This is a genomic window from Streptomyces sp. NPDC104313 (assembly GCF_055583985.1).
Window position 1 is genome coordinate 244,638 of record NZ_JBVJMW010000010.1, and the last position, 26,982, is coordinate 271,619.

Here is a 26,982-nt window from a genome sequence, read left to right on the forward strand (position 1 = left end):
ACCTCACCCGTGGCAACCGGATGTCTGCTGCGAGTCGACAAGGGGGAGCTTCCGATCGTCATACGGGCGCGAAGAGTTCCACTCAGGCAACGGCCATCGGTTTCAGATCCGCGATGCCCGTGAGGGATATTCCCATCTGCTCATGGAGGAACCGGACCATGGTCCAGTGCGGTAGTGCGCCTTCGTCGAACGGCCCGAATTCCTGGCAGTACAGGGGGATCCAGCGCAATGCCTCTTCCAACGCCTGTTCGCGTCCCGGCTCTTCCTGGTAGTCCTCGTAGGCGATGCTGCGGTGGTTGATGAAGAACTGCCCGGGAAGTCGCTCTTCGCACAGTGTGCGGTATTCGCGGGTCTGCAGGATGAGGTAGTGCCATATCTCGTCGATGTCTTGTTCGACGGGCAGGAAAAGCCCGCTGAGCCGGTCCCGGTACCGGGAGACGAGATAGAGGTACCGCAGGCATTCGGTGACCTGACGCTCCACGAAGTCCTGGGGGGTGTCCGGCGCCTTGTCGCAGAAATACCGTACGACCTCGGTGTGCAGCGCGTCCCCGAGGAGACGCTTCAGGTCGTCGGCGGAGCGTGTCTGTCCGCTGGTCATGGCACTCCGTTCGCTGAGGGGGAGATGGCGGTGCGTCAGGTCCCGTCGGTGGCGAGCCAGGCGTACTTGCCGGAGCGCCCGATGGGGATATGGGTACGGTGTTCGATCCGGCAGTGCCGTCCGGTCAGTTCGGCGACGCCCTGCCGCAACGCGGCGGCCTCCGTGGCCCCGAGGGGCTCGTCGGTGAACGTCGTGTACAGCAGGGTGGCGTCGGCGTCGCCTTGGAGGTGGAGCTGGTGCAGGAAGATCCGGGGGGAAGCGTCCGCGATATGCCGGTCGAGGTCGCCCTGGGCGACCGGGCCGTTCGGTGTGCTCAGCAATTCCTTCTGACGTCCGCAGAATTGGGTGATCGCCGCGGGGTCAGGCGAGCCGTCCAGGGTGCGCACACAATCGCCCGACCGGTAGCGGACGAGCGGCATGTAGGGATTGCGCACACTGGTGACGATGAGCTGGTGGATCGTGCTTCCGGGGGCCACCGGCAGGAGCTCGACGCTCATCCCGGCCAGGTGCGGCCAGTACCGGCCCTCCCGGTCGCTGTAGTAGAGGTAGCCCAACTCCGTACTGCCGAAGAGGTCGATGACCGGGCAGGCGAAGCGCTGGTGCAGGAACCGCCGTACGTTCATGGGGGTGTACTCGTAGGCGTGGATGATGCTGGCCGGCGCGGGGAACGCGTCCAGCAGGTCCCAGGCCTCCGCCTTCCGCACCAGGTGCGCCAAGTGGTAGCCGGAGCAGTCGAGGTGGTACCGGCCCTGCGGATGCGTGCTCCGGGCCCGGTCGATCTCGCGCAGCATCCGCACGACGTCCTCGCGGTCCCACTGCGCCGGGTCCAGCCGCAGGTTGAGGTAGCAGGTGCGCTCGTCGAGCCAGCGGTCGGCCAGGGCGGGTGTCTGCTCGGGTTCCACGCCGCGTCGGGCGGCGTTGACCCGCGCCACGTGTTCCGTCGCGAGCACCGTGGTGAGCGAGACCCGGCGGCAGCCCGACTCCCATGTCTCGCCGATGTCGGGGTGGTTCCGCCACAACTCGTAGTAGGAACGGAGCAGGAAGTACGGGGGCCGGATGATCTGCATCCGGGCGTGGTTGGTGCCGGTGGACAGGACGAACTCCGCCTCACCGGTCTCCAGTGCCGCCGCCAGCCGGGGCGTCATCCAGTTGTCGGGGAACCCACGGGCGATCTCCGGCTTGTCGAGCAGGGGGAAGTGCCCCTGCGCCAGGGACTCCTGGTAGATCGGTATGTCGCGAATATGCTCTATGACATCGCCGGTCGGCTGGCCCTTCATTAATTCCTTCTCATGTTTCGCATAGCTGAAGAAATATGGGCTATGGGCTGTGGGGGAGTCGGGGTCGGGGCGCCCGGGAACATACCGCGGTGGGGGAGAGGGATTTCACAGAGCTGGTCCCGGGTGCCCCTGTGGCCGATCAGGAGATACAGCCGGCCTTCGGCGCGGCGCTGATGCACCCGTTCTTGGGGGCGGCGCTGATGCAGCCGTTCTTCGCGGCCTGCTGAGCCGAGTTGGCGGCGAGCCAATTCTGCCAGACGTTGTCCTGGGCCATCTTCTTGATGAGGTGTTCCATGAGGTCCTCCGATGATAGTGCGGAAGGTACTCCCTGAGGCGGGCCGACGGTGAATGGATTTCTCCTCGGCCTGCCGCTGAATGTAAAAGCGTGGTCGAGCAGCTGTCAATGAACGGCAATGCCAAACCATGGAAAAGCAGCCCAGGCCGGGACCGGTTTGGCGTGATTTTGCTCCGTGGGCGGCTCGTCCGCGCCGGCTCGGGGGGCGGCTCGCGCCCACGGCCGCATCATCCGCAGAACCCCTGATGGAAGCGGGTGGCCCGGTGTGCTCGGGGAGCGTCGAGGCGGTGACGGACGTGGCAACGGCCTCCGAAGATGAGAATGCTCTCCTCATGTCCGTTCCCGTGATCGGACGAAGGCAGACTGGTCCAATGCTGTGGCGAGGGGCGGGGTCGGTACTGGCAGGATGTGGGGCGGGGACACTGGTGCTATTGGCCGTGTGGCTGTGGCCCGGACAGGGTGTGCCGCCTTCCATGGGGCCCGTGGTCGTCGTGCCCGCCCTGTACGGCCCGACGCCTTCGGTGGCCGCACAGGGCAGTCCCTCGCCCTGCCCCGGTAGTCCCCCCGTGACACCGCACTCCGTTCGGCCCGGCCCGTCCCGGACCGCCTCGGGTGGCCGGGCCGTGCTGCCCCTGCCGCCTCCCAGGTCCGAAGGCGCGATGAGCGACTCCCGTAGCGGCCCGGGGCGCACAGCGGCCGGGGGGACGTCGCGGGTGGCGGGTGACGACGAGAAGGCGTCACGGGTTCCCAGGGGCGACGTGGACGATGAAGAGGACGAGGCCGACGAGGACGACCAGGCCGCCGAGGCCGCCGAGGACGACCGGGCCGCCGAGGACGACCTGGAAGGCGAGGAAGACGAAGAAGCGGCAGGCGGCTATCGGGGGGATGCGGACGACGAGTGGAACGATTGATGCTCGGCCGCTCGACCACCGCACGGTCCCGGATCGTCGGCTGGATGCTTCTGCTGCTCAGCGCTGCGCTGGCCGTTCCCACCTTCGGGATCACGATCGTCTGGCAGACGGAGCTGGACAGGCAGATCGATGCGCAGCTCGTGTCCGAGGCCGACGAGCTACGCGCGTTCGCGCGCACCTCACGCGACCCTCACACCGGTGAGCGCTTCACCACGGGCGCCTCGCTGCTGACGGCGTTCATGAGGGTTCACCGTGCCGGGCACAACGCCGCCTTCTTCAGCATCGTCGACGGGCGTGCGGACGTGCGCAGCCCGGGCGCGGCCCCGGTCTATCTGGACGAGGACCCGGAGGTGGTGGCCCTGATGGCGCGTACGGCCGACACCCATGTCCGGTCGCTGGACTCCTCCGCCGGCCAGGTTCGTTACGGTGTCGTCCCGGTGCAGATGGCGGGCGACCACACCGACACCCGGCTCGTCCTGGTGGTCTTCCGGGACCAGGAACTGCGGCAGGAGCACCACATGGCGCGGCTGCTGCTGGCATCGGGAAGCTTCGCCCTGGTGGTCGCGGGCCTGGCCAGCTGGCTGGTCGCGGGCCGGGTGCTGGCTCCGATCCGGCTGGTCCGTCAGACGGCCGAGCGGATCAGCGAGACGGACCTGACCCAGCGGCTGCCGGTGCGGGGCAGCGACGACGTGGCTGAGCTGGCCGAGACGTTCAACCATATGCTCGACCGTCTGTCGGGCGCCTTCATCGCGCAACGCCAGTTCCTGGACGAGGTGGCGCACGAGCTGCGGACCCCCATCACGGTCCTGCGCGGACATCTGGAGCTGATGGACGAGGACCCCGACAGTCAGCGAGGCCAGACCCGCGCCCTGCTCTTCGACGAACTCGACCGGATGCGGCGGATCGTGGAGGACCTGCTGCTCCTGGCCCGGGCCGAACGCCCCGACTTCCTCACCCTCGGCCAGACCAGTATGACCGACCTGGTGGTCGATACGGCGGCCAAGGCCCAGGCGTTGGGGCGCAGGCGCTGGACGGTGGCCGAGGTCGCCGACGTCAGCGTGCACCTGGACGAGCAGCGGGTCACCCAGGCCCTGATGCAGCTCGCTGTCAACGCGGTCAGCCACACCGGGGAAGGGGACGCCATCGAGATCGGGTCACGCCTGTGGCGCGGCCGGGTCATGCTGTGGGTGGCGGACACCGGGCCCGGCGTGGCCCCGGAGGACCGCGAACGGATCTTCCAGTGCTTCTATCAGGGGGGCACCGCGGTTCCCGGCCGGGCCGCTCCCGGCATCGGGCTCGGTCTTGCGCTGGTCCGCGAGATCGCCCAGGCGCACGACGGTGTCGCTCACGTCGAGGAGGCACCCGGGGGCGGCGCGAGATTCGTCATCGACCTTCCCGCACTGCACCCCACGACGGAAGGAACCTATGGTGAGCAGGATCTTGATAGCCGAGGACGAGGCAAGAATCGCAGCCTTCGTCGAAAAAGGCTTGCGCCGTAGCGGGTACGTCACCCGGGTCGTCGCCGACGGCGTCTCCGCCTACGAGCACGCCCGCGGCCGGGACTTCGACCTCCTGATCCTCGACCTCGGCCTGCCCGGCGACGACGGTCTGACCGTGCTGCGCAAGCTGCGGAAGGCCCGCATCGCCCTGCCCGTCGTCATCCTCACCGCGCGCGACAGCGTGAGCGACATCGTGGCCGGACTGGAGAGCGGCGCCGACGACTACATGGTCAAACCGTTCGCCTTCGACGAGCTACTGGCCCGTGTACGGCTGCGCCTGCGTCGTGAGGAGCCGCCGGAGAACTTTCTGCTCCGGGTGGGCGATCTGATCCTCGACCTCCGCACCCGCCGGGCCCAGGTGGGCGAGCGCGTCTCCGATCTGTCCGCCCGTGAGTTCGCCCTCGCCGAGATCCTCATGCGCAACCCCGACCGGGTCCTGTCCCGGGAGCAACTGCTGAGCCAGGTATGGGGGTTCGACTACGACCCCGGTTCGAACATCGTCGACGTCTACATCCGCTATCTGCGGCGCAAGATCGGCGCCGACCGGGTCCAGACCGTGCGGGGCGTCGGCTACCGGCTCCGGGCCTGACCACCGGGCCCGGCTACCGGGGCCGGCGGCCTTCGCCCGGCGGCGGACGCACACCGCCGGGCCCGATGAGAACAGTCTCACCGCTGTCTCACCGCCACCTCATAGCTCGCCCCGAGACTCCTCGTTACGGGTCATCGGTGACGCGAGGCCCGTGAGCGACGCAGACGGTCGCAGCGGCCCCGCCCGGAAACAGGGCGCCGTCGCCACACCGGCAGCAGGCACGGAGGTACCCCTCCCCCGCCCGCCCTGCGGCACGAACACCCGCACCTGATCCCCCGTGGTACCCGGGCCACCCGTGTGCCGCGAAGGCCCGGTTGTGGGCGGGGTGAGAGCCCGCCCAGCGTGACGAGCCACACGCCACTTCCGTATGGAGGACACTCCTGTGCGACGACTCATCGACCATGCCCGCACCTTCTCTTCCCGCTGTGGCGGAGCAGGCCGTGACCTCAAGGAATTCGAGGCCGGCCAGCGCCCCTCCACCATGTTCATCACCTGCTCCGACTCCCGGGTGGTCCCCACCCTGCTGACCGACTCCGGACCCGGCGAACTGTTCGAGATGCGCACGGCGGGAAACTTCGTCCCGCCCTACGATCCGGACGCGCCCACGAGCGAGATGGCGACGATCGAGTACGCCGTCAGCGTGCTGGAGGTGTCCGACATCATCCTCTGCGGGCACTCCCACTGCGGTGCCGTCGGAGCCCTGGCCCGGGGCGACGATCTGCGGAGCCTGCCGGCGGTACGCGGCTGGCTCGGCAGATGCGCCCCCACGGCCGGTCTTCGGCAATCCGACGAGTTCGGCCCCGACTGCGAACAGCCCGTACAGCGCCATGCGGTGGCGCAGCTGGACTCGTTGCGCGAATACCCGTGCGTGAGCCGGGCCGTGCACGAGGGCCGACTCGGTCTGCACGCCTGGTACTACGAGGTCCACACCGGCACCGTGCAGGCCCACCGACCCACCACCGGCACCTTCTCCACCCTGTGACAACGCATTACCGGTGAGCACGCGAGCCGCTCCCGCCGCCACCAGCTGTCTCCCCCCACTCTCCTAGGAGCAAGCTCTCATGTCGTCTCCACAATTCCGGTTACGCCCGGACATCCTGTCCCGCGACTTCCTCGCCTCGATCGTGGTGTTCCTCGTCGCGGTGCCCCTGTGCGTCGGTATCGCGGTCGCCTCCGGTGTCCCCGCCGAACTGGGCCTGGTCACGGGCATCGTCGGCGGGCTCATCGCCGGCGCGATGCCGGGCAGCTCGCTCCAGGTCAGCGGCCCGGCCGCCGGGCTCACCGTCCTGGTGTACGAGGCCGTCACCCATCACGGCATCGCCGCGCTCGGCGTCCTCGTCCTGTCCACGGGACTCCTCCAGGTCGGGCTCGGCCTGATCGGCTTCGGCCGGTGGTTCCGTGCCATATCGACCGCCGTCGTCCACGGCATGCTCGCCGGGATCGGTCTCGTCCTGATCGGCAGCCAGCTCTACGCCATGGCCGGGGCCAGTGCCCCGGGCAGCGGTCTCGACAATCTGGCCGGGCTGCCGGAGCTGTTCACGCAGATCACAGGAGCCGCGACGATCTCCTCCACCGCGATCGGCGTCGGCACCATCGTCGTACTGATCCTGTGGAAGCGGCTTCCCGGACGCGTGCCCCAGATGCTCCCCGGGCCGCTGGTGGCCGTGGGGCTGGCCACCGCGGCGGTGGCGGTGTTCAACCTGCCCGTCGCTCCCATCAAGGTCCAGGGGCTGATCGACTCGCTGCGGCTGACGGGCCTGGACGACTTCGGTCTCCTGGCGGACGTCAGTCTCCTGGGCGTCATCCTCGCCTTCACGCTCATCGCCTCGGCCGAATCCCTCTTCAGCGCCGCCGCCGTGGACCGGATGCACGATGGCCCGCGCACGCAGTACAACAAGGAACTCATCGCCCAGGGGACGGGCAACACCATCTGCGGCCTCGTCGGCGCGCTGCCCATGACCGCCGTCATCGTGCGCAGTGCCGCCAACGTGCAGGCAGGTGCGCGCACCAAGGCCTCCCGGATCCTGCACGGAGCGTGGCTGCTGCTGTTCGCGGCCCTGTTCCCCGCCCTGCTCGGACTGATCCCCGTGGCCGCCCTCGCCGGGATCCTCGTCCACGCCGGCGCGAAGCTCATCCCCGTCACGACCATCCGCCCGCTCTGGCGTGAACACCGGGGCGAAGCCGTGGTCCTGATGGTGACCGCTCTGGCGATCGTCTTCACGGACATGTTCATGGGCGTGCTGCTCGGCATCGGGCTGGCCGTGATCAAGACGGCCTGGGAGACCTCCGCCGTCCGCCTCGACATCGACGAGCAGGACGACCGCACCACGGTCTCCCTCAGTGGCAGTGCCACCTTCCTGCGCCTGCCACTGATCCTCGACACCCTGGAGGCCCTGCCGAAGGACCGGCCGGTGGAGCTCGACCTCTCGCGGCTCCGCCACCTGGACCACGCCTGCCGCACCGCCCTGGAGGCGTGGAGCACACACAGCGGCGCCGTCCAGGGCCCCGTACCGGCGACGGACGACACACCGCGCGAGGCCGCCCTCGCGGGGGCCGCTCCGGACGGTGAAGGCCCACCACGCTCCTAGCGCGACCGCCGGACCTCGTCCGCCACGGTCCCGGCGCCCGGAGGCTTTCCCCCACAGGCCGTTAGGTTGTGGGGGAAAGCCTGCGGGCGCCGGATGTGTGATGGGGGCGAGCATGACCATGCAAAAAGGAAGCAACGTTGCGGTGCGGGCCGGCACCGTGCGCGTCGAACTGGGCCGGCATGCCGCGGCCGGCGCCCCGGACGTCGACGCCTCCGCGCTCCTGCTGGTGGCGGGCAAGGTCCGTAGCGACGCGGACTTCGTCTTCTACAACCAGCCGTCCCACGCGTCCGGTGCGGTCCGGCACGAGGGCAAGCGGACCGCTCCCGACCACGTGACCGACACCCTCGTCGTCGACTTCGGCAAGGTCGAGCCCGCGATCGAACGCATCGTCGTCGCCGCCTCGGCGGACGGCGGGACCTTCGGCCGGGTGAGCGGACTGTACGTGCGGGTCATCGACGCGGCGAGCGGCGCGGAACTGGCCCGCTTCGACAGTACGGACGCCACGGTCGAGACCGCCTTCGTCCTCGGCGAGCTGTACCTGCGACAGGGCGCCTGGAAGTTCCGCGCGGTCGGCCAGGGCTACAGCACCGGCCTCGAAGGCCTGGCGACGGACTTCGGTATCTCCGTGGACGGACCGCAGCAGGCTCCGCCCGTCCCGCAGGCCCCGGCGGCCCCTGCCACCCCGTCGCACCCCCGCACCGACGCACCGGCCCCCGCTCCGGTCGCCCCGCCCGCCCCTCCCGGCCCGTCGGCGGCCCCCGCGCCCGCCGCCTCTGTCGTCCCGCCCGCCGCGACGCCCGTACGGCTGACCAAGGTCACGCTGACGAAGAGCGCGCCATCCGTCTCGCTCGCCAAACAGGGCGGCACCTCCGGCGCGCTGCGTGTCAACCTCAACTGGGAAGTGCGCAAGCAGTCCAAGGGGTGGGGAGCGAAGCTCGGCCGGGCCGTCGCCATGCACGCCGGCCTCGATCTCGACCTCTGCGCACTGTACGAACTCGCCGACGGCCGGAAGGGAGTCGTGCAGTCGCTCGGGAACGCGTTCGGCTCACTGAACAGGCCGCCCTTCATCCATCTCGACGGCGACGACCGCACCGGCGCGCTCTCCAGCGGCGAGAACATGACCATCAACCTCGACCACAAGGACCTGCTGCGGCGCGTACTGATCTTCGTCACCATCTACGAAGGCGCCCGGAGCTTCGCCGATCTGCACGCCACGGTCACCCTCCAGCCGCAGAACGGCGCGGCCATCGACTTCTCCCTCGACGAATGCACCGTGCCCTCCACCGTCTGCGCCCTGGCCCTGATCACCAGCGACGGCGGCGACCTCACCGTGCGGCGCGAGGCCCGCTACCTCGTCCCGGACCGGGGTGTGAGCCCGCAGCGCACCATCGACGCCGCCTACGGCTGGGGCATGAACTGGACGCCCGGCCGCAAGTGACCCGCCGCGCCCGCCCGGACCGGCCGCCCGCCTCCCGGCGGCGTCACCGGTCGGGCGCGGCCTCCGGGCGCGCGTAGGTACGACCCTTCCAGGCGGCGCCCCGCCCCCGGTAGTGCCGCACCGCCGAGTCCACCGTCATCAGCAGGTACAGCACAGCCGTCAGCGGCAGCAGCGGCCCCAGCCACAGCGACTGGCGGTAGTACGCCAGCATCGGCAGATACGTCGCCGTCATCACCGCCCACGCCGCGCCGCCCGCCCAGGCAGCCGCCCCGTCACCCGTCAGCAGCCCCACCGCCAGCGTCGCGGGCGGCGCCACGTAGACGAGCAGCAGCCCCGGGACCGTCCCCGCCAGCAGCAGCGGACTGTGCCGCAACTGCGCGTACGCGCTCCGCGCGACCATCCGCCACAGATCCGTCAGCCGCGGATACGGCCGCACACTGTCCACCCGCTCCGCGAGCCCCAGCCAGATCCGGCCGCCGCTGCGCCGGACCTCCCGCGCCAGCGACACGTCGTCGATCACCGCCTGCCGGATCGAGTCCGGGATCCGCGCCCGCTCGGCGGCCTCGGTGCGCAGCAGGACGCAGCCCCCCGCGGCGGCCGCCGTCCGCGACCGGGCCCGGTTCACCCGGCGGAACGGGTAGAGCTGCCCGAAGAAGTAGACGAACGCCGGCACCACCAGACGCTCCCAGACGCTCTCCACCCGCAGCCGCGCCATCTGCGACACCAGGTCGAAGCCGCCCTCGCCTTCGGTGCCGGCCGCGGCTACCAGATCGCGGAGGCTGTCCGGCTCGTGTGCGATGTCCGCGTCGGTCAGCAGCAGGAAGTCCGGCTTGTCCCGCCGGGCCACCGCGATCCCGTGCCGCAGGGCCCAGAGCTTGCCGGTCCAGCCCCGCTCCGGCTCCCCGGGCGTCACCACGGTCAGCGGGAACCCGCCGTACCGGGCGGCCAGGTCCCGGGCCAGCTGCCCGGTGCCGTCGCTGCTGCAGTCGTCGACGAGGATGACCCGGGCATCCCCCGGATAGTCCTGGACCAGCAGCGACGGCAGGCTCACCGGCAGCATCTCCGCCTCGTCGCGGGCCGGCACCACCACCGCCACCGACGGCCAGCGCGCCGGGTCGGTGCGCCGGGGGAGCCGCTGGTCCGTCCGCCAGTAGAAGCCCTGCCCCAGCAGCAGCCATACCCACGCGATCAGTGAACCCACGGCGATCCAGGCAACGGCGCTCATCCGCCGAAGTCTGCCCCACCGAGCCGGGTCCGCAAGGGCTGTCGGCTAGGGTGACCGGGTGAAGATCGCGCTCATGGACTCCGGAATCGGCCTGCTGGCGGCAGCGGCCGCAGTGCGCCGCCTGCGGCCCGACGCCGAACTCGTACTCTCCTCGGACCCCGGCTCCATGCCCTGGGGGCCCCGCACCCCCGAGGACATCACCGCGCTCGCCCTGGACGTCGCCCGCGCCGCCGCCGCCCACCGGCCGGACGCGCTGATCGTCGCCTGCAACACCGCCTCCGTCCACGCCCTGCCGACGCTCCGCGCCGAACTGGAGCCCGCGCTGCCGGTCATCGGCACGGTCCCGGCGATCAAGCCGGCCGCTGCGGGCGGCGGCTCCGTCGCCATCTGGGCCACCCCGGCCACCACCGGCAGCCCCTATCAGCGCGGGCTGATCGGTGACTTCGGCGGGTCCGCCGAAGTCACCGAGGTCCCGTGCCCCGGGCTCGCCGACGCCCTGGAGCACGGCGACGAGGCCGGAATCGACCGGGCCGTCGCGGCGGCCGCCGCCCTCACCCCGCCCGATGTGCGGGCCGTCGTCCTCGGCTGCACCCACTACGAGCTGGTCGCGGCCCGGATCCGCGACGCCGTGCAGCGGCCCGGCCGGCCGCCGCTCGCCCTGCACGGGTCCGCCGGGGCGGTCGCCGCCCAGGCGCTGCGCCGGATCGGAGCGGCCCCCGCTCCGAGCGCCGAGCCCTCCGGCATGCTCACCGTGCTCCAGGCAGGCCGCCCCGCCGCCCTCCCGGAGGCCGCCCTGACCTACGCCGAGGGCCGGATGCTGGCCGCTGCGCTACCCGTCCGCTGACCCGGCAGGCGGGGAGCGCCCGGCGGATCAGGACCGGGTAGCCCGATCGGCCCCCGCAGCCCCGGCCGGGAGCCCGGAACACGGTTACGCTGCTGAATATGACGGACCACCCCGAGAGTGCGAGGCACGGGTCGAGCCAGGCGCCGCCCACGGAGTGGAACGGCCGCGCCACCAACCGGATCCAGTGGCTGCTGGCCCTCGCGGGCGCGGGTTGTGTGGCCCTGGGCATCGAACTGGCCGTCGACGGCGCCTGGACCTCGGGCATCGCCCCGCTGCTCATGTCGGTGATCGGCTGCCTCGCCGCCGGACTGCTGATCCTCTTCGGAACGCTCGCCTTCGTCCATGTGGCCGTCAGGGTCGACGGGGACAGCCTGGAGGTGCGCTGCGGCCACGCCGGCCTGCCTCGCCGCCGGATCCTGCTGAGCCATGTGACCGGCGCGGAATTCGTCCCCCGGATCAATCCGCGCCAGTGGGGCGGCTGGGGCTACCGCTGGCGTCCCGAGCAGGGCACCGCCGTCGTGGTCCGCAAGGGCGAGGGCATGGCCCTGAGCCTCGGTGATGGCCGCACCTTCACCGTCACGGTGGACGACGCGGAGACGGCCGTACGGTTCATCCGGCAACGCCTGCACCTGCCGGCCACCGGTACACGGCCCCGCGACTAGGAGTGCACTGCTCCCCGCACCATGGTGGCGAAGTCCTGGTGAGGCTCGGGGTCGTCACCGTCACCGGGCCACCACACATACGCGGTCCACTCGCCGTTCTCCGCGGTGCTGTCGGCGTGCAGCAGCCAGTAGCAGCCGCTGCCGCCGTCGTCGTCGCCGATCAGCAGGCACCGCTTGAGCATGGCGAGCTGGTCCACGAAGGAGTCGCTGTCCGACCACGCTTCGATGAGGTCCGCTTCCAGGTCGGCGAACCAGCCGATGTCCCCGACCCGGAACAGGTCGACGGACCCGATGTCCTCCCAACCGTCACTGACGTGGAGGAAGTTTCGGTAGGAGAGGGGAAGCCTTATCCCGAGCCGCTCCTCGGCGGCCACGATCGCTTCCTCGCCCGCCGGTTCGGCGCCGGCCCACCCAGCCTCCAGCCGCTCCCTGCTGATGACCTGGCGTTGGTCCTCGATGGCCTCACGGACCTCGTCCGAGTTGATGTGCCTGGCGTTGAAGTCGCCGAGGAACGCGCGCCATTCCGCGACCGTCAAGAGTGAAGGGGTCGTCATTCCAGACTCCGATGATGAGGGCAGTGGGTCTCGGACAGCCTGACACGGTCCACTGACAATCGAAGCGCGTGCTGACTCTACGGCGACCGGGCCCTTGAAACAGCTGCTCGGGACGCGGCCTCGGCGGATCCTGCGGCAGGTGGGCCGGCTCGCGGCGATCCCTCTTCGCGCAACGGCGCGGCCTGTAGGCAGACGATTCACGGGTGAGCCAGGGAAACCGCGAGGAACCAGCTCCACCGCTCGGCACGGTCCGACCACGGTCCGACCAATCCGTCGGACAGACTCCCGACCGGACCGCGCCGTCCGGGAGGCGTCCCGGAGCCGCCCGCGTGCCTGTCCCACGCAGGTCAACGCCGCCGCTCGCAGCCGCCCACCGTAGACTCCGCCGGGTGAGCGCCACCATGACTCCCGTCGATGACCTGCCGCCCGCCCCGGGGTTCCCGGCCGCCGGACTGCTGCCGCGGCTCCTGCGGCCGGCCGCAGCCGTACTGTCCGGACTGCTGCTCTACGCGAGCTTCCCGCCCCGGCCCCTGTGGTGGCTCGTGCTGCCCGGATTCGCGCTGCTGGGATGGGTGCTGCACGGGCGCGGGCTCCGGGCCGCCTTCGGCCTCGGCCTCCTGTCGGGCCTCGGTTTCATGCTTCCGCTGCTGCACTGGACCGGTGAGGACGTCGGCCCGGTGCCGTGGCTGGCCCTGGCCGCCGCGGAGGCGCTCTTCATCGCGGTCGGGTGCCTCGGCATCGCCGCGGTGACCCGGCTCGCCTACTGGCCCGTGTGGGCCGCCGCGGTCTGGACGCTGGACGAGGCGGTCCGCGCCCGGATCCCGTTCGGCGGCTTCCCCTGGGGCAAGATCGCCTTCGGCCAGTCCGAGAGCGTCTTCCTGCCGCTCGCCGCGCTCGGCGGCACCCCGTTGCTCTCCTTCGCCGTCGTCCTGTGCGGCTTCGGGCTCTACGAGGCCGTGCGCCGGTTCGTCGGGTACCGCAGGACCGGAACGGCCCCGCGCGCGGCCGTCGCCGTCGCCGCCGTGAGCGTCCTCGTGCCGGTCGCCGGGGCCCTCGCCGCGCTGCCCCTGGTCGACGACTCGGCGGAGAACGGCACGGCCACCGTCGCCGCGATCCAGGGCAACGTGCCGCGCCTGGGCCTCGACTTCAACGCCCAGCGCCGCGCCGTCCTCGACAACCACGCACGGCGCACCGCGCAGCTGGCCGAGGATGTGAAGGCGGGCAAGGAGAAGCAGCCCGACTTCGTGCTGTGGCCGGAGAACTCCTCCGACCTCGACCCCTACCTCAACGCGGACGCCCGCCAGGTCATCGACGACGCCGTCAAGGCGATCGGCGCCCCCACGGTCGTCGGTTCGGTGGTCGAGAAGGGCTCCGAAAGCCTCCGCAACACCCTGATCGAATGGGATCCCGACCAGGGCCCCGTCGACACCTACGACAAGCGGCACATCCAGCCGTTCGGCGAGTACATGCCGATGCGCACCGTCGCCCGCTTCTTCAGCGAGGATGTCGACCGGGTGCAGCGCGAGTTCGTCCCCGGCACCGAGGTCGGCGTCTTCGACCTCGCGGGGACGAAGGTGGGGCTCGTGACCTGTTACGAGGCCGCCTTCGACGACGCCGTACGCGACACCGTCACCCACGGCGGTCAGATGATCGCCGTGCCGAGCAACAACGCGACGTTCGGCCGCAGCGAGATGACCTACCAGCAACTGGCCATGTCCCAGGTGCGCGCCGTCGAGCACGGGCGGGCCGTCGTCGTCCCCGTCACCAGCGGGGTCAGCGCGGTGATCCGCCCGGACGGCACGATCGTCGAGAAGAGCGGGATGTTCACCCCCGACGCCCTCGTCGACGAGGTCCCGCTGCGCTCCTCGCTCACCCCCGCGACCCGGATGGGCCCCCTGCCCGAGGGCGTCATCGCGCTGCTGGCCCTGGCGGGTCTGGGCTGGGCCGGCGTCTCGGCGTTCCGGGCACGCCGGGGCGGGGGGACCGCGCTGTAGCGCCCGATCGGGACACGTAGGCTCGGATCCATGACTACTCCCGACTTCGTCCGTGAGATCCGCGCCACCGCCGGGCACCAACTGCTCCTGCTGCCCGGGGTGACGGCCATCGTCCTCGACGACGAGGGCCGCGTGTTGCTCGGGCGGCGTGCGGACACCGGGAAGTGGTCGGTCATCGGCGGGATCTCCGAACCGGGGGAGGAGCCGGCGGCGACAGCGGAGCGCGAGGTGCTGGAGGAGACCGGCGTCCACTGCGTGGCCGAGCGGGTGGTGCTCACGCAGGCGCTGGATCCCGTGCGGTACGACAACGGCGACATCTGCCAGTACCTCGACGTCACCTTCCGCTGCCGGGCGACCGGTGGCGAGGCGCGGGTCAACGACGACGAGTCGCTGGAGGTGGGCTGGTACCCGCTGGACGGGCTCCCGCCGCTCGGCGAGTTCGCCCTGTTCCGGATCAAGCAGGCACTCACCGAGGGTCCTGCCTGGTTCCAGCCCACCCCGCGTACTCCGTGACCCTCTAGCCCACCGTGAAGGACCCCGTCGCCCCGGTGAACGGCGTGATCTTCCCGAGCAGGCTCCTGGCGTCCCCGCGGTGCACGATCCGGTACGTGCCGGGTGCGGTGTCCGCCGCGATGTCCCAGGTGATCGTGGCCTTCGAGGTGCCGGTCAGACCGTTCAGCCGCGTCCAGCGGTAGGTGGTCTCCCAGTCGCCGTCGTCCAGCACCCGCCGCCACGTGCCGTTCTCCAGCCGCTGCACCTCCAGGAAGGTGGAGCCCCGGCGGACGTTGTTCTTCGGGTGCCCGGTGGCGAACTCGACGGTCGCGGTGGAGCCGCGCGCGTACGAGGTCTCCGGGGCCTTCAGGACCCCGCCGAAGGCCTTGCCGGCGGGCGGGTTGTCGTACACGACCCCTGTCTGGAAGGTGAACTGCCGACCCGACTCGTCCGGCGGCGTCGTGCCTCGCTCCAGGGTGGTGCCCTCGCGCAGGGAATCCGCGATCCGGGCGTACTCCTGCTGGTAGGCGGGCAAGGTGTAGCGGCCGTACAGGGTGGAGCCGCCCTCGTAGTTCTGGGTGTCGTACTCCTCCGGTGTCGTCGCGTACTGGCTGTAGGCGTTGGCGTACCCCTGGAGCAGGACGCGGTCCAGCGGGACGCCCAGCCGCTCGGCCACCGTACGGCGTACGCGGAGGCCGGAGGTGATCGTGAACTCGCCCGGGGCGGCCACCAGGTGCAGCTCGCCGATCTTCATGATCTGGAGCGGGAGGTGTTTCGGGGTGACCGGGTGGACGTTGCTCAACAGCCCCGTGGGGATCAGGCTCGCCTTGGGGTACTGGCAGGCCGCGAGCCAGGACGGGGTGTCGATGCGCAGCGCGTCGATGATGCCCGCGACCGGGGTGCGCGTGCCCTCCTCGAAGCCGGGGATCGCCGGACCGTCCTCGACGCTGCCCGCGAGCGTGGACGCGCCCACGACGGCGGGGCAGGTGCGGTGCTCCTTGCCGTCCGGGGTGTACTCCGGGCGTACGGTCACGTTCTCCATGTCGACGTAGGCGAGCCGGGAGTCGACGTCCCCCGAGACGGGCCGCGTCTTGTCGTAGATCTCGCGGGCCTTGTCGAGCTGGCGCTCGCCGATGATGCGCGCGTTCTCGAACTCGTCCTCGGTGGGCCCGGATCCCGGCTTCAGGTCGAGGTTCGGCGACATGTCGCCGGCGTTGGTGTTGGGGAAGGCCGCGACGAACCCGCGGGCGTCGTCGAGGTAGCGCACGCCTTCGTGGTCGTGCTCCCAGGCGTAGGCCGCGTAGCCCTTGTTGTCGGGGCTGATGAGCGTGTTCTTGTTGGTGATCGAGGTGTTGTGGGTGGCGAACCAACTGATCGCGCCCGCGTCCCGGTCGCCCTGCTTGAAGCGCAGCACGGTCATCGCCGGGTCGATCGCGTCGGGGAAGGCCGCCCGGTCGGAGGCCGGATTACGGTCGAAAGCCTCCCGGGAGCGGTTGACGCTGGCGTTGTCGAGCGTTCCTGTGCCCAGACTCATCGTGCCGGGTTCCAGGTCCTCGTGGGCCTTCGCGACGGAGTCCGTCAGGCCGTCGACGACGGCCCGGTAGGTCTCCTTCTGGAAGCCGAGTACGGAGAGGTTGTAGGCGACGTGGTGGGAGTATCCGCCGGGCCCCGAGTGGGTGTGGGTGGCCGACAGCAGGACGTTCTCCTCGTCGTACAGGTCCCCGTAACGCTCCTTCAGCCGGGCGATGACCCCCTGCTGGACGGATTGGAAGATCATCGCGAGGTCGGCGTTGACGTACACGACGCGCTTGCCGCTCGACCGGTCGACGACGACGAAGGCGCGCGACCTCTGCCGCTGATGGATGCCCGACGTCTTCTGGTCGAAGCTGGAGTAGCCCATCATCCCGGTCTCGGCCGCCTCGCCCGTGACATCGGAGATGCCCCGCCCGATGAGGTAGTCCCCTTCGCCGGCGGTGTTCGACGCCGACGCGGGGGAGGGGGCGCCGAGGGTGACCGCGCCGAGGGCGGCGACGAGCACCGCGGCGGGGAACCTGCGCCGGGAGCGGCGGGCGGTGGGGGGCGGCATGGAACCTCCTGGGGCGGGGAGACGGGGATGCCCGGGCCCGCCACGTCGGCGACTCGCAGACGTGGAGGGCCCGGGGCAGTGCCCCGACCGTAGAGGAGTGTGACCTGCGTCGCATAGATGCCTACCGGCCAGTAAATGATGCGTCCGCGTCCCGTTCGTGGGCATGGGCGTGGGCATGCCGCGTTGTTCGGCCGAGTGGCGGATCGATTGGCCAGGACGGGAGGAGGATTTCGACGATGCGATAGTGGGGGCGCGTCGGCAAGGGGCCGACCGGAGGGGGCGCCGTGTACTACGAACTCGCCGACCGGCTGGTCATAGGGATCGCGTCCAGCGCGCTCTTCGACCTGACCGAGTCGGACGCCGTCTTCCGGGAACAGGGCGAGGAGAGCTACCGCGCCTACCAGGAGCAGCACGTGGGTGACCGGCTCCGCCCGGGGAGCGCGTTCCCCTTCATTCGACGCCTGCTGTCGCTGAACGACCTGGGCGAGGTGAACGACCCGTTGGTGGAGGTCATCGTCCTGTCCCGGAACGACCCCGACACCGGGCTTCGGGTCATGCGTTCCATAGAGAGCCACGGCCTGCCCATCAGCCGGGCCATCTTCACGCAGGGCCGCTCGCCCCACCGGTTCATGCCCGCCCTCAACATGTCCCTGTTCCTGTCGGCGAACGAGAGGGACGTCCGGGAGGCGGTCGCCGCCGGGCTGCCCGCCGGGCACGTCCTGGGAGCCCCCTACGAGGACGACGTCGACGACCACGACCTGCGGATCTCCTTCGACTTCGACGGGGTCCTGGCCACGGACGCGTCGGAGCAGGTGTTCCAGGAGGGTGGGATAGAGAAGTTCCGCGCCCACGAGGTCACCAACGCCGGGATCCCGCACGACGCCGGGCCGCTGAGGGACTTCCTGGCGAACGTGAACCGGATCCAGCAGCGGGAGGAGCAGGAGCGCCGGAAGGACCCCGACTACCGGATCCGCCTGCACGTCTCCATCGTCACGGCGCGCGACGCACCCGCGCACGAGCGCGCGGTGCAGAGCCTCAAGGGGTGGGGCGTGACCGTCAACGACGCGTTCTTCCTCGGCGGCATCGACAAGGGCCGGATCATGAAGATCCTGAAGCCGCACATCTTCTTCGACGACCAGCAGGGTCACCTGGAGAGCACCTCGCGGACCACCCCGAGCGCGCACGTGCCGTTCGGGAAGCTCAACGAGCCGGTCGCGCCCGCGGTGCCGGACGCCTGAACACCCCGACCCCCGTCGGCTCCACCCGCGTGGACCCGGCTCAGCCGACGCCCGCCGGCCGGTGGACCGTCACCTCCCCGTGGGCCGCGAGGGCTGCCGGCAGGTCGACAGGGGAACGGCGCAGGGTGGCGTCGAGGAAGGACAGTGTGGCCGCGGCGGTGATGCGGGGACCCTCCGTACGTCCCAGGGAACCGATGATCCCGGGTACCGGCGGCAGGTAGAGCGGGGCGTCCGTGAAGGTGAGGTGCGCGGCCCCGGGAACGGTCAGCCGGTAGCTCGTCGCGTCGCTGAGCTCCAGCACCCGGGTGAGCCGGGGCAGGTAGTCCGGGTCGGTACCCGGCCCGATCTCCTGGGTCAGGGCCAGGACGGGCTGCTCGAAGCGATCACCGACGGGCCCGTGGGGGAAGCCGTCCAGATCGATGACCGCGTCGAACCGGGGATCCTGCCGGGCCGCTCGCAAAGCGGCCGAGCCCCCGAGGGAGTGCCCGGCCGCCGCGGCCCGCCCGGTGTCGATGCGACCGGACAGCAGTCCCTCCGCCTCGCCACGATCCACCCGGTCCAGCCGACTGAGTACCGCCCGCAGATCCGAGGCGCGCGTCCGGGTCCACCCCTCCGCCAGCGCTTCGTCCTTCGCCCGGTCGCCGGTGGCGGCGACCCTGGTGCGCAGGGTCCGGCCGTCCGACAGGACCACGGCGGCGGAGTCGTACGGGTGGTCGACGGCCGCCACCACGTAGCCGTGGGAGGCCAGTTCCTCCGCCCAGAGGGTGTTCTGGGTACGCACGCCGCCCAGCCCGGGCGAGAACAGCACCACGGGGAAGCGCCCGCCGCCGTCCGCGACCGGTGCGCCGGGCACCGCGTGACCGCGGGAGCGGGGCAGACCGTCCAGCAGGAACCCGGGGACCCCCGCGTAGTCGGCCAGCGCCGCCGAGACCGTACGCGCCTCCGCCTCCGTACGCCCGAGGTACGGCGCCCGCCGGGCGCCGGTCGCGCTCCGCCCGGCGGGATACCAGAGCTGTGTCACGAGCGTGCGCGGCTCCGCGTCCCGGCCGGGCCCGTCGGGGCGCACCGGCCACTCCAGGACCTCCGTCCCGACCGGGAAGCGCCCCGACGGTGCGGGGAACTCCGGTACCGGAAAAGCCCACGCGGACACCGGTCCCGTCGCGATGAGGACGACGCACACCGCCGAACCGGGCAACGCCGACCACCACCGGGCCCGCCACGGGGTCCGGCCGGAGCGCCGCGCCATCGACGGGGCGAGCGCGAGCGCCGCCACGACGGCCGCCGTCACGACCACCGGGACCATGTGCCAGCGCAGCCCCATGACGACGAGGACGGTCACCGATCCCACGAGCAGGGCTCCCGCGGCGAGGGCGACCGGGCCGCGCAGACGTCGGGGAAGCCAGCGGGCCATGACGAGGACGATGGCGCCGAGCACGGTGAGGGCTTCGGGGGCGGACAACGGCAGCCCCGCGGTCGGTTCGGTCATGCGGCCATCGTCCGGTCCGGCGGGGGCCCGCCGCATCGCGCTCACGTCGCGACCGTGTGCGACCTGAGGCGCATACGACGGCGCCACGCGTCATCCTGTGCGGCTACGGAGCCGCACGGGCGACACCGCGCTCATGCCCTCACGGTCGCGAAGGTGGTACGTACGGTGACGCGTGAGGGGTGGCTGGAGCCCGCGGAATGCGCCGCGCCGCGGCCGGTGAGCCGGGCGGGGTACCCGCCTCCGACGTGTGCCGCCAGGTGGTGAGGTACGGTCACCATCAGGGCCCTGACCAGTGGGAATTCGGTCAACGGCCTTGTACGGACAGTGAGTAGAGGAGAGATGTGAGCGTCGTCGACGACGATTTCCGCCGCCGGATCCGGTCCGGCGTTCCCCACTCCGCGCGCGTCTGGAACGCATGGCTGGGCGGCAAGGACCACTACCCGGTGGACCGGGAGCTGGCCGACGTGGTGAGCGCGGCCTACCCGCAGATGGCCGACATCGCCCGAGCCTCGCGTGCCTTCCAGATCCGCGCGATCCACTACCTGGCCTCGGTGGGGGTCCGCCAGTTCCTGGACGTCGGTACCGGACTTCCGGTGGCGAACAGCACGCACGAGGTGGCGCAGAGCATCGCGCCCGAGTCGCGGATCGTCTACGTGGACAACGACCCGATCGTCCTGGCCCACGCCGAGGCGCTCCTGACCAGCGCCCCGCAGGGCCGCACGGCCTACGTGGACGCCGATCTGTCCGATGTGGACGCGGTCGTGCACGAGGCGGCCAAGACGCTCGACCTGTCCGAACCTGTCGCCGTTCTCCTGCTCTCGACCCTGGGGCACCTCGCTCCCGCCGAGGGCGTCGAGGTCGTCCAGCGGTACCTCGCCCGGATGCCGTCGGGAAGCTGCCTGGTGCTCTGCGACACGGTGACGACGCCGCAGACGCTGGCCGCCCAGGAGGCGTACGCCTCGGGCGACAACCCGCCCTACCTCGTGCGGAAGCCGCAGGAGATCACCGGCTGCGCCGAGGGGCTGGAGCTGGTCGAGCCGGGATTCGTCTCGATCGACCGGTGGCGGCCGGAGGAGGACGACGCGGTGCCCGTCGACCAGTGGGGGCTCGTCGCCCGCAAACCGTAGTCGTGCGGTGGAGCGGGCGGGGAGGCGGTGGCCGGCCGCTCCGAAGGACGCGAGACCAGGGCGGTGCTGTCTGCGCGTGGCGCCGGGCCGGTCTGCGGGATCGGTTCGACGCGCGGAGCGACGTCGGGGTCCGGGTCTGCTCGGTGAGCACCCGGAGTTCGGAAGGCGGCGCGGCGATCCGGACTGTCCACGCGTACGCCTCGCCCGGCAGCCACGCTATGGACCGCACCACTCGCTCCAGCAGATCCATGGAGCCCACCGGATGCCCGCCGCCGGACACCTGGTGTGCACGGTCGCAGCCCGGGTGGGGTTCGTCTCCACCAACGGCTGCGTCCTGGCTGTTCTGCGTTGCTTCGGCGAGACGCCGGGCGCTTGCGTGAAGCGTCCGGCGTCCCGTACCGCTGCCTGATCCACCACCTACCGGCGGATCGTCACCGGCTCGATCTCCGCGTTGTTGTGCCGGCGCGCCCAGTTCTCCAGGGCGATCCGACAGGCGTGGTCGAGGTGGCGCAGGCCGGTCAGGTCCAGCTCTATGGGCTGGTCCTGCGGGAGCTTCTCCAACTGCTCCAGGATGCGGGGCAGGCGCAGGAAGGTGGCGTTCCCGGTGAGGGTCACCACCACCCGGCCGCCGGTGAGCTCATGGGTGGTGAGCTGGACGTGCGAGGTCTCCCAGGCAGACTTGACCACCGCCAGCAGCAGGCCGAGCACGACCCCCTCGAAGAGGTTGGTCACCACGATGGCGATCGCGGTGACCGCCAGCAGCACGGCCTCCCCGCGGTGTTCGCGCCACAGCGGCCCGAACTCCTTGGCGGGCACCAGCTTGCATCCGGCGTGCACGAGGATCCCGGCCAGCGCGGCCAGCGGGATGATGCCGATGGCCGCGGGCAGCAGCGCGGCGAAGAGCAGCAGCCACAGACCGTGGGCGATCCGGGAGAGCGCGGTGGTCGCCCCGGCCTGGACATTCGTGGCGCTGCGGACGATGACCGCGGTCATCGGCAGCGCTCCGAGCGCCCCGCAGATGGTGTTGCCGACGCCCTGGGCCACCAGCTCCTTGTCGTAGTCGGTGCGGGGCCCGTCGTGCATCCGGTCGACGGCCGCCGCGCTGAACAGGCTCTCGGCCGAGGCGATGAGGGCGAAGGCCAGGACGGTGCCGATGACCGCCACATCGGCGAGCCGGGCGAACTCCGCCCCGCCGGGCAGCTCGATGGCCTGCAGCAGCCCGTTCACATCGGCCACCGCCGGCCGCAGACCGGCCAGGTGGGCGACGGCGGTGGCCAGGGCGACCGCGGCGAGGGGCGCCGGAACGAGGCGTACGGCGGCCGGGAGCTTGGGCCACAGCAGCAGCACGGCGATCGTTCCGGCGCCGAGGCCGAAGGCGCTGAGGGCCTCCTGGTTCGTGATGATCTCGAGAGCGAGGCCGGGGAGTCCGGCCAGCTTGGCGAGACCGCTGCCCGGCTGTTCGGTATCGGCCATGGCGTACACCTGGCCCAGCACGATGATCAGGCCGATGCCGCCGAGCATGCCCTGCACCACGGAGACGGAGATGGCGCGGAACCAGCGGCCGAAGCGCGCCAGGCCCAACACCACCTGGAGCAGTCCGGCGGCCAGCACGATCGGGCCGAGCGTGCTGAGGCCGAATTCCTTGACCGCCTCGTAGACGAGCACGGTGAGGCCCGCGGCCGGTCCGCTGACCTGGAGCTTGCTGCCCGGCAGGAAGCCGACGACGAGCCCGCCGACGATGCCGGTGACCAGGCCCAGTTCGGCCGGCACTCCGGAGGCGACGGCGACGCCGACGCACAGTGGCAGCGCGACGAGGAAGACGACGAGTGACGCCAGCAGGTCACGCCGTACGACGTGGGGGTTCTTGAGTTCCTTCGCGGAAATCACGGTGGGTTTCCCTTGTGGGTACGGTCGCGCCCGGCCGGGGGACCGGGCGCGCGGGCGTGGGGGGAGGGAAAACCGTCAAAGGCGGGCGAACTCGCTCCCGCGCTCCGGTCGGTGAACGCTGACGGAGCCGGTGTCTACTTCGTAGTACCAGGCGTGCAGGCCGAGGGTGCCCTCGGCGAGCCGCTCGCGCACCGCGGGGTAGCCCCGCAGGGTGTTGAGCTGGGCGAGGGCGTGGGCCTGGATCGCCACGGGGAGGTCGTCGGGGTCCGCTGCCGGATCCCTGCCGTCCGTGGACTGCTCCAGCCAGTGGCGGACGGCGGGCATGGCGGAGAGGTCCTCGCCGCGGAACACGGCGCCCACGGCGCCGCAGTGGGAGTGCCCGCACACGATGATGTCGCGCACCTGGAGCGCGCGCAGGGCGTACTCGATGGTCGCGGCCTCGCCCGTGGGCCGGTCCTGTGCCGGGTAGGAGGGAACGATGTTGCCCGCGGTGCGGAGTTCGAAGAGCTGACCCGGGCGGGCGCCGGTGATCAGCGAGGGAACGACACGCGAGTCCGAGCACGTGACGAAGAGTGCTTCGGGGGTCTGGCCGTCCGCGAGACGTTCGAAGTGCTTTGCGTTCGCGGCGACGTGCTCGGTGAATGTCCGGGCGTGTTCTACGAGGGACTGCATGGTGGCCTGCCTCCTGCATCCGGCGGTGCCGGGGAGCGGTGTGGTCGGGTCATATTGACGAATGCGTTGTTTACAACCGGATGAATGTTCGGAATGGTGAGGGTGCCTCACCTTGCGGTTTGCCGGATGGCGGCCGCTGAGAGGCCCACCCCGATCGCTCCTTGCGGATACGACTACAGCTGAGCATAACGACCATAACTTTGCTATCGCATTACCTTCTCGTGAACGAACGCAAATGCGCCACCCATGTCATTCATTCGGCTTGTTCTTTGTGATAGCCAATGGGTGGGGCGTGTCGCGAGGGAAGGCGGCGCCGTCAGGTACGGCGGCCGTGCAGGAAGAGGTGCGGCTCGGGTACGCCGGCCGGATGGTCCGGGGTGAACAGCGCCCGGTGCTCCCACTCCACGGCGGCCCCCGCCCGCGTGATCAGGACGGTGAACTCCTCGGCGCCGAAGCTGGAGACCCGGACCGGCTGCCCCATGAACACCGCGTCGACGCCCGCGGCGTCCACCGGCACCGTCGCGGCGATCAGCAGTCCGCCGGGCCGCAGCGACCGCACGAGCCGCTCCAGCAGCCCGCGCTGCTCTCCCCGCTCCATCTGCAGCAGCGAGAAGTACACGCAGACCGCGTCGAACTCGCCCTCGGACAGCAGGAGATCACGGACGTCCGCACACCGGAACTCCGCCCCCGGCACCTGCCGGGCCGCGAGCGCGGTCATCACCGGCGACACATCGACGCCCAGCACCCGGTGCCCCGCGTCCGCCAGGGTCTGCGCCGTGGGACGGCCCGTCCCGCTGCCCACGTCCAGCACCCGGCTCCCCGGGGCCAGGTCCGCCAGCAGCCTCCGCAACGACTCGCGGTGGGCCGCCGAAGCGGCGAAGGCCCGCTCGTACTCCGCTCCCAGCGCGTCGAACACCGCCGCGGCCGGACTTCCGCCGCCGACGTCCGCGTCCGGAAGCCCTTGGTCGGCACGGTGTTCCCCGCTGTCCCCGAGTCCCTGGCTGTCACCCATCGAGGCGATCCCTTCCGTGGTCGGCGGCGGTCCGGGGATCCGCGTACCCGGCCGCTGTGACCGTCCCCCCCGCGAGCGCCTGAGTATGCCGGTCCCGTACTCCTGAGTACGTTCCCCGATGTTCCGCTTCCCTGGCCGCTGTTCGATGACCGTATGACCTCCGAAGCGCCGCGCAGCCCCCGTATCCAGCACGTCACCACCGCCGGCTCCGCCCTGGCCGTCACGCTGCTTCCGCTCGTGGTCGGCGTACTCCTGGCCAAGACCATGGCGGCGGATCCGATGACGTCGGTGAACGCGCTCGTCACCAACGGCGGGCATCGTCCGCGGGTGTCGCCGAAGGAGTGGCGCCGGTGCGGCGGCCACGCGCTGCGGCGGCTGCGGAGCGCCGAACGGGCTTCGCTCGCCCGCATCGGCATGCGCTGACGCCGCCCGGCCGGTGGGTCCGGCCGGACGGCGCATGGACGGGCGTCGGGTCAGCGGACCGGCTGGACCGGGCTCTTCCTGTCCGACGACGGCCGTTCGAACTGGGTGCGGTACAGCTCCTCGTACCTCCCGCCGGCCGCCAGCAGCTCGGTGTGCGTGCCGTTCTCGACGATCCGGCCCGCCTCCACGACCAGGATCCGGTCGGCGGCCCGTACGGTCGAGAGCCGGTGGGCGATCACCAGGGCGGTCCGGCCGGCCAGCGCTTCGGCCAGCGCCTCCTGGACGGCGGCCTCCGAGGTGGAGTCGAGGTGCGCGGTCGCCTCGTCGAGGATCACGACCCGCTGACGGGCCAGCAGCAGCCGGGCGATGGTGAGGCGCTGGCGCTCCCCGCCGGAGAGCCGGTAGCCGCGCTCGCCCACCACCGTGTCGAGTCCGTCCGGCAGCGAGGCGATCAGACCGTCGAGCCGGGAGCGGCGCAGGGCGTCCCAGACGTCGTCCTCGGAGGCGTCGGGCCGGGCGAGCAGCAGGTTGGCCCGCACCGACTCGTGGAACAGATGCCCGTCCTGGGTGACCATGCCGAGCGTGTCCCGGATCGAGTCCGTGCTCAGGTCGCGTACGTCGACACCGTTCAGCCGCACGGAACCGGCGTCCGTGTCGTACAACCGGGGCAGCAGTTGCGCGATCGTCGACTTGCCCGCTCCGGAGGAGCCCACCAGGGCGATCATCTGGCCGGGTTCGGCACGGAAGGAGACGTCGTGCAGGACCGGTGTGCCGCCCCGGTCGTCGAGTGTGGCGACCTCCTCCAGCGAGGCAAGGGAGACCTTCTCGGCGGAGGGGTAGCCGAAGGACACCTGGTCGAACTCCACGGAGACCGGGCCCTCCGGCACCCGGCGGGCGTCCGCCTTCTCCTCGATCAGCGGCTTCAGGTCCAGGATCTCGAAGACCCGCTCGAAACTGACGAGCGCGCTCATCACCTCGACCCGGGCCCCGGCCAGTGCGGTGAGCGGCGCGTACAGCCGGGTCAGCAGCAGCGCCAGCGCCACGACGGCCCCCGGATCCAGGCTGCCGCGCAGGGCGTAGTAGCCGCCGAGCCCGTAGACCAGGGCCAGCGCCAGGGCGGAGACCAGGGTGAGGGCGGTGATGAACGCCGACTGGGCCATCGCCGTACGGATACCGATGTCACGCACCCGGTCGGCGCGGGCGGCGAACTCGGCGGACTCGTCGGAGGGACGCCCGAAAAGCTTGACCAGCGTCGCGCCGGGGGCGGAGAACCGCTCGGTCATCTGGGTGCCCATCGCGGCGTTGTGGTCGGCGGCCTCCCGCTGGAGTCCCGCCATCCGGACCCCCATCCGGCGCGCCGGCACGACGAACACCGGGAGCAGCACCAGCGAGAGCAGCGTGATCTGCCAGGAGATCGTGAGCATCACGACGAGCGTCAGCAGCAGGGTGACGACGTTGGAGACGACGCCGGAGAGCGTATTGCTGAACGCCCGCTGTGCGCCGATCACATCGTTGTTGAGCCTGCTGACCAGGGCGCCGGTCCGGGTCCGGGTGAAGAAGGCCACCGGCATCTTCTGCACATGGTTGAAGACGGCGGTGCGCAGGTCCAGGATCAGGCTCTCGCCCAGCGTCGCCGACAGTTGGCGGGTGAGCAGGCCGAGACCGGCCTCGACGACGGCGATGAGCGCGATGAGCAGGGCGAACCAGGTGACGGTCCCGGTTCGGGCACCGTTCACGATCGCGTCGACGACCTTCCCGGCCAGCAGCGGGGTGGCCACCGCGAGCAGCGCCGTCAGGACACTCAACAGCAGGAAACGGTAGATCCGCCGCTGGTGGGGCCGGGCGAAGACCATGATGCGGCGCAACACCGTCCGGGAGAAGGGGCGTCGATCCTGCTGGGCGTTCATCGCGCTGTGCAGCGAATGCCACGCGGTGACTTCCATGTCCATGGGGCGCTCCGGAGTCTGATGGCCCCCGGTTCCCCCGACGGCCTGCGGATCCCGTGGGCCGTCCGGCCCCGGGTTCGCTCGGAACGCTAGGACCTCAGGTTTGGTTGAGGTCAAGCGTGGTGGGGCGGGGGTGTCG

Annotated in this window: 24 protein-coding genes; 13 read left to right on the forward strand and 11 right to left on the reverse strand. The window is 71.1% G+C overall.

Annotation, left to right across the window (positions count from 1 at the left end; translation table 11 throughout):
- Window positions 1–82: 82 nt before the first annotated feature.
- The 3 genes from ACZ60Q_RS24080 to ACZ60Q_RS24090 all read right to left on the reverse strand — a co-directional run bounded on the left by ACZ60Q_RS24080 (window position 83) and on the right by ACZ60Q_RS24090 (window position 2,170).
- Window positions 83–598: a glycine-rich domain-containing protein gene (locus ACZ60Q_RS24080; protein ID WP_469638190.1), complete on the reverse strand. Its 516-nt coding sequence runs from the start codon at window positions 596–598 to the stop codon at window positions 83–85.
- 35 nt (window positions 599–633) lie between these two features.
- A complete protein-coding gene (locus ACZ60Q_RS24085; RefSeq protein WP_469638193.1) occupies window positions 634–1,875 on the reverse strand; it encodes a hypothetical protein in 1,242 nt (413 codons plus the stop codon).
- A gap of 139 nt (window positions 1,876–2,014) precedes the next feature.
- On the reverse strand, window positions 2,015–2,170 hold the full coding sequence (locus tag ACZ60Q_RS24090) for a hypothetical protein (RefSeq protein WP_188115030.1): 156 nt from the start codon (window positions 2,168–2,170) through the stop codon (window positions 2,015–2,017).
- Between the two features lie 758 nt (window positions 2,171–2,928).
- On the opposite strand from ACZ60Q_RS24090, the gene ACZ60Q_RS24095 reads away from it, so the two are divergent.
- From ACZ60Q_RS24095 to ACZ60Q_RS24120, 6 genes are all read left to right on the forward strand, one after another.
- Window positions 2,929–3,081 (forward strand): hypothetical protein, encoded by a 153-nt coding sequence (locus tag ACZ60Q_RS24095; RefSeq protein WP_469638196.1) that lies wholly within the window; start codon window positions 2,929–2,931, stop codon window positions 3,079–3,081.
- Window positions 3,081–4,580, forward strand: coding sequence for a sensor histidine kinase (locus tag ACZ60Q_RS24100; protein WP_469638199.1), 1,500 nt, complete (start codon window positions 3,081–3,083; stop codon window positions 4,578–4,580). Before ACZ60Q_RS24095 ends, ACZ60Q_RS24100 begins: the two co-directional genes overlap by 1 nt.
- The gene (locus tag ACZ60Q_RS24105) at window positions 4,510–5,169 is read left to right on the forward strand and encodes a response regulator transcription factor (protein WP_032791079.1); all 660 of its coding nucleotides are present in this window, start codon (window positions 4,510–4,512) and stop codon (window positions 5,167–5,169) included. Before ACZ60Q_RS24100 ends, ACZ60Q_RS24105 begins: the two co-directional genes overlap by 71 nt.
- A 382-nt stretch (window positions 5,170–5,551) precedes the next feature.
- Window positions 5,552–6,151: a carbonic anhydrase gene (locus ACZ60Q_RS24110; protein ID WP_469638203.1), complete on the forward strand. Its 600-nt coding sequence runs from the start codon at window positions 5,552–5,554 to the stop codon at window positions 6,149–6,151.
- 79 nt (window positions 6,152–6,230) lie between these two features.
- Window positions 6,231–7,757 carry a SulP family inorganic anion transporter gene (locus ACZ60Q_RS24115; RefSeq protein WP_469638206.1) on the forward strand — a complete coding sequence of 509 codons (1,527 nt, stop codon included), beginning with the start codon at window positions 6,231–6,233 and terminating at the stop codon, window positions 7,755–7,757.
- 100 nt (window positions 7,758–7,857) lie between these two features.
- A complete protein-coding gene (locus ACZ60Q_RS24120; RefSeq protein ID WP_469638209.1) occupies window positions 7,858–9,195 on the forward strand; it encodes a TerD family protein in 1,338 nt (445 codons plus the stop codon).
- A gap of 43 nt (window positions 9,196–9,238) precedes the next feature.
- Here the strand turns inward: ACZ60Q_RS24120 and ACZ60Q_RS24125 are convergent, their stop codons facing one another.
- Window positions 9,239–10,420, reverse strand: a complete 1,182-nt coding sequence (locus tag ACZ60Q_RS24125; protein ID WP_469638212.1) for a glycosyltransferase — start codon at window positions 10,418–10,420, stop codon at window positions 9,239–9,241.
- Between the two features lie 58 nt (window positions 10,421–10,478).
- Here ACZ60Q_RS24125 and ACZ60Q_RS24130 point away from each other — a divergent pair, with 58 nt between their 5' ends.
- Both ACZ60Q_RS24130 and ACZ60Q_RS24135 read left to right on the forward strand, forming a co-directional pair.
- Window positions 10,479–11,264 carry a glutamate racemase gene (locus tag ACZ60Q_RS24130; protein ID WP_469638214.1) on the forward strand — a complete coding sequence of 262 codons (786 nt, stop codon included), beginning with the start codon at window positions 10,479–10,481 and terminating at the stop codon, window positions 11,262–11,264.
- 98 nt (window positions 11,265–11,362) lie between these two features.
- On the forward strand, window positions 11,363–11,926 hold the full coding sequence (locus ACZ60Q_RS24135) for a hypothetical protein (RefSeq protein ID WP_469638216.1): 564 nt from the start codon (window positions 11,363–11,365) through the stop codon (window positions 11,924–11,926).
- Here ACZ60Q_RS24135 and ACZ60Q_RS24140 read toward each other — a convergent pair.
- Window positions 11,923–12,480, reverse strand: a complete 558-nt coding sequence (locus ACZ60Q_RS24140) for an SMI1/KNR4 family protein (RefSeq protein WP_469638219.1) — start codon at window positions 12,478–12,480, stop codon at window positions 11,923–11,925. The genes ACZ60Q_RS24135 and ACZ60Q_RS24140 overlap by 4 nt on opposite strands.
- A 401-nt stretch (window positions 12,481–12,881) precedes the next feature.
- On the opposite strand from ACZ60Q_RS24140, the gene lnt reads away from it, so the two are divergent.
- Both lnt and ACZ60Q_RS24150 read left to right on the forward strand, forming a co-directional pair.
- Window positions 12,882–14,474: an apolipoprotein N-acyltransferase gene (lnt, locus tag ACZ60Q_RS24145; protein ID WP_469638337.1), complete on the forward strand. Its 1,593-nt coding sequence runs from the start codon at window positions 12,882–12,884 to the stop codon at window positions 14,472–14,474.
- 30 nt (window positions 14,475–14,504) lie between these two features.
- Window positions 14,505–14,987: an NUDIX hydrolase gene (locus tag ACZ60Q_RS24150; RefSeq protein WP_469638222.1), complete on the forward strand. Its 483-nt coding sequence runs from the start codon at window positions 14,505–14,507 to the stop codon at window positions 14,985–14,987.
- A gap of 4 nt (window positions 14,988–14,991) precedes the next feature.
- Here the strand turns inward: ACZ60Q_RS24150 and ACZ60Q_RS24155 are convergent, their stop codons facing one another.
- Complete coding sequence (locus tag ACZ60Q_RS24155) at window positions 14,992–17,052, reverse strand: neutral/alkaline ceramidase (protein WP_469638225.1); 2,061 nt, start codon at window positions 17,050–17,052, stop codon at window positions 14,992–14,994.
- Between the two features lie 284 nt (window positions 17,053–17,336).
- Between ACZ60Q_RS24155 and ACZ60Q_RS24160 the strand changes: the two genes are divergently transcribed.
- A complete protein-coding gene (locus ACZ60Q_RS24160; protein ID WP_469638228.1) occupies window positions 17,337–18,290 on the forward strand; it encodes a 5'-nucleotidase in 954 nt (317 codons plus the stop codon).
- A gap of 40 nt (window positions 18,291–18,330) precedes the next feature.
- On the opposite strand, the gene ACZ60Q_RS24165 is transcribed toward ACZ60Q_RS24160, so the two are convergent.
- A complete protein-coding gene (locus ACZ60Q_RS24165) occupies window positions 18,331–19,776 on the reverse strand; it encodes an alpha/beta hydrolase family protein (RefSeq protein ID WP_469638231.1) in 1,446 nt (481 codons plus the stop codon).
- Between the two features lie 341 nt (window positions 19,777–20,117).
- Between ACZ60Q_RS24165 and ACZ60Q_RS24170 the strand changes: the two genes are divergently transcribed.
- Window positions 20,118–20,903 carry an SAM-dependent methyltransferase gene (locus ACZ60Q_RS24170; protein ID WP_469638233.1) on the forward strand — a complete coding sequence of 262 codons (786 nt, stop codon included), beginning with the start codon at window positions 20,118–20,120 and terminating at the stop codon, window positions 20,901–20,903.
- A gap of 417 nt (window positions 20,904–21,320) precedes the next feature.
- Here ACZ60Q_RS24170 and ACZ60Q_RS24175 read toward each other — a convergent pair whose 3' ends face one another.
- The 3 genes from ACZ60Q_RS24175 to ACZ60Q_RS24185 form a co-directional block, all read right to left on the reverse strand.
- Window positions 21,321–22,790, reverse strand: coding sequence for a SulP family inorganic anion transporter (locus tag ACZ60Q_RS24175; protein WP_469638236.1), 1,470 nt, complete (start codon window positions 22,788–22,790; stop codon window positions 21,321–21,323).
- A 75-nt stretch (window positions 22,791–22,865) separates the two neighbouring features.
- Window positions 22,866–23,462 (reverse strand): carbonic anhydrase, encoded by a 597-nt coding sequence (locus tag ACZ60Q_RS24180; protein ID WP_469638239.1) that lies wholly within the window; start codon window positions 23,460–23,462, stop codon window positions 22,866–22,868.
- 316 nt (window positions 23,463–23,778) lie between these two features.
- Window positions 23,779–24,474, reverse strand: coding sequence for a class I SAM-dependent methyltransferase (locus tag ACZ60Q_RS24185; RefSeq protein ID WP_469638242.1), 696 nt, complete (start codon window positions 24,472–24,474; stop codon window positions 23,779–23,781).
- Window positions 24,475–24,627: 153 nt separating this feature from the next.
- On the opposite strand from ACZ60Q_RS24185, the gene ACZ60Q_RS24190 reads away from it, so the two are divergent.
- A complete protein-coding gene (locus tag ACZ60Q_RS24190) occupies window positions 24,628–24,897 on the forward strand; it encodes a hypothetical protein (protein WP_469638245.1) in 270 nt (89 codons plus the stop codon).
- A 50-nt stretch (window positions 24,898–24,947) separates the two neighbouring features.
- Here ACZ60Q_RS24190 and ACZ60Q_RS24195 read toward each other — a convergent pair whose 3' ends face one another.
- Window positions 24,948–26,846 (reverse strand): ABC transporter ATP-binding protein, encoded by a 1,899-nt coding sequence (locus tag ACZ60Q_RS24195; RefSeq protein WP_469638248.1) that lies wholly within the window; start codon window positions 26,844–26,846, stop codon window positions 24,948–24,950.
- Window positions 26,847–26,982: the final 136 nt, after the last annotated feature.